The organism is Streptomyces dysideae (assembly GCF_001514305.1).
Lineage (GTDB): Bacteria > Actinomycetota > Actinomycetes > Streptomycetales > Streptomycetaceae > Streptomyces > Streptomyces dysideae.
The window spans coordinates 1-2,268 of record NZ_KQ949174.1; the positions used below are offsets into that span (position 1 = coordinate 1).

Consider the following 2,268-nt stretch of genomic DNA (forward strand, 5'->3'; position numbering starts at 1 on the left):
CCCTTCTTAGCCCTCATCGGCTGCAGCAGCGAGGACGGCGGCGACCAGACCGACACGACGCCGAAGGCCTCCGCCTCAGGCTCTCTCAGCAGCAGAAGGACGATGCCGCAAAGAAGGCCGGGATTCCGCCCGAGCCCACCGGCGCCGACCGCCAGGCCCTCCTGGACGCCATCGCCAAGGCCGCTCCAGATGCGGTGAAGTACGAGGACAAGGCCATCGACGCCGCACGCAACCAGTGCAGCGCGATCAACGGCGAGGCCAGCCGCCTCGACTGGTTGGCCTCCCAGCGGTTCACTGACAAAGTCGTCGTCACTACCGAAGCCCAGGGCAAGGCCGTCAACGAAGCCCTGCAGACCTCCGGTTTCTGCGGCGTATGACCCAGCCGGGGAGGAGCGCCCATGGCCATCCCCTCCCCGGCTGAACACTGTGGATCATGGCCGCCAAGTCCGCCATGCCCGGACACAGGGGCCCGTCTTGAGCGGGCCTCAAGCGTTGAGGATCCAAGTGCTCCAGGAGCTGCATGTGTCGTCCCCGAGATCGGCGACGCACGACTTGACCCGCACTCGACTGCCCACGCCGCCGTGGGCGTTCTTGCTGCTGTACTCGTACATGTCCTTGTTACAGGACCCTTGGCTGGGTGCATTGCCCGACCACGAGCACTTTCCGTTGCGGTAGAGCCCCCAGTTGCCATTGCTGTCTTTGAGCTCGTTCTGCCACAGGGTGTAGACAGGCCAGCCGTCCGCCGAGTTGTCCTTGGCGAAAACGATATCGCCGGACGGCTGGAAGCAGCCACGGGCGAGGGTCCAACCGGCGCCGTTTTTCGCGTATGCGCAGTAGTAGCTGTTTACAGACGAATTGTCGCTAGACGCGGTGTTGTACTCCATCGTGGCGGCGGATGCCGGGTTGCCCATCGCCAGGACAAGCAGGCCAGTGGTGGCCATGCCAACTGCGGTTCTTATAGCGCCGCGCATGCGGACGCCCCCCATCGTCAAAGGTGATTGGTTCTCCAACCCTGGGGTGCGCAACGCCTCGCGGGAACCTATAACGTTTCAGGGCGGTCCTCGGTCCGCAGGGCTGTAGGCCCTGGATCCGCGCAGCCACGGGCGCCCGGGATGCACTCAACGATTCACGTACGAGGAGACATCTGGCTTCTGCGGCGTGTGACACAGTCGGAGGAAGCGCTCATGACCACCCCTCCCCAGACGGATGTTGGAAGGAAGCCCCGGGGGCCTGGCGTACTGCACCCCGCCCCCGAGGCTGGAAGACCCTCCGTACCCAGGCCCTCAGTCGTGACGGGCACCAGTGCACCTGGGTTGAGGACGGCGAACGCTGCGCCGAGCCCGGCACTGACGCGGACCACATCGGTGATCCCGAGGATCACAGCCTGGACAACCTCCGTACGCTGTGTGGCCACCACCATCGCAAGCGCACCGCGTTGCAGGCCCACGCCGCGCGCGGACCGCTGCCCACGAGGCGGCGGCCGACCGAAGCGCATCCAGGTCTCCTCGACAACGAACCGCCGAAGCCGAAGCGCATCGATCTCGATGTTCCAGGCTTCTGACCTGGGTGAACGTTGCAGGGTGGGGGTGTCCCTCTCTGCTCTGTGATCGGGCCCACGGTGCGGCATAGCAAGGCGCGACGTGTACGGGTCTGTGACCTGCGAGGATCACACGGAGTCGTGAACTCACCTTCCGTGTCAGCAGAGTTGATCCTGGTGGGGGCTTCTACTCGTTACACGTTCCCGGTAGGCTGAGGGCGTGGCGAACACGGTGTGTGAACACGATGGGTGCGACGCACCTCTGCCGGTCGCCGGCCGTGGTCCCATCCCTCGCTTCTGCTCTACGCGCTGCCGGGTCGCTGCGCACCGCAGCCGACGCCCGAAGGCGTCCCTGCCCAGGGAGTTGACCGCCCGTCGGCGTTGGGTGCGCCGCGATGAGCGGAAGGCGCCGCGGACGCTGGAGGGCGGGTTCGCTTCGGTGGCGTCGCCCAGTTCCTGGTCCGCGCACGGTGAGGCCAAGGCATCGCCGGTCGGTGTCGGGCTCGGCTACGTCCTCGCGGACGGCGACGGTGTGGTCTGTATCAACCTGGACCACTGCCTGGAGGGTGGCGTGTTGGCGCCGTGGGCGCGCGCCGTCCTTGATCGCTGCCCGCCGACGTTCATCGGGCCGTCGCGATGTCCAGCGCCTTCTTGGAGCGGCTCCCCGGCTGCGCCGTCAGGACCTCCGTCCGCGCCGCATTCAACGCCTCGGAGATCCTGGCGTTGGCTTG

At 66.6% G+C, this 2,268-nt stretch carries 2 protein-coding genes; one reads left to right on the forward strand and one right to left on the reverse strand.

Annotated elements, in window-relative coordinates; translation table 11 throughout:
- A partial coding sequence (locus AQJ91_RS48185; protein ID WP_199848229.1) for a hypothetical protein occupies window positions 1-377 on the forward strand: 377 nt, incomplete at its 5' end.
- 108 nt (window positions 378-485) lie between these two features.
- Here AQJ91_RS48185 and AQJ91_RS57245 read toward each other — a convergent pair.
- A complete protein-coding gene (locus AQJ91_RS57245; RefSeq protein ID WP_234383484.1) occupies window positions 486-941 on the reverse strand; it encodes a hypothetical protein in 456 nt (151 codons plus the stop codon).
- Window positions 942-2,268 lie beyond the last annotated feature (1,327 nt).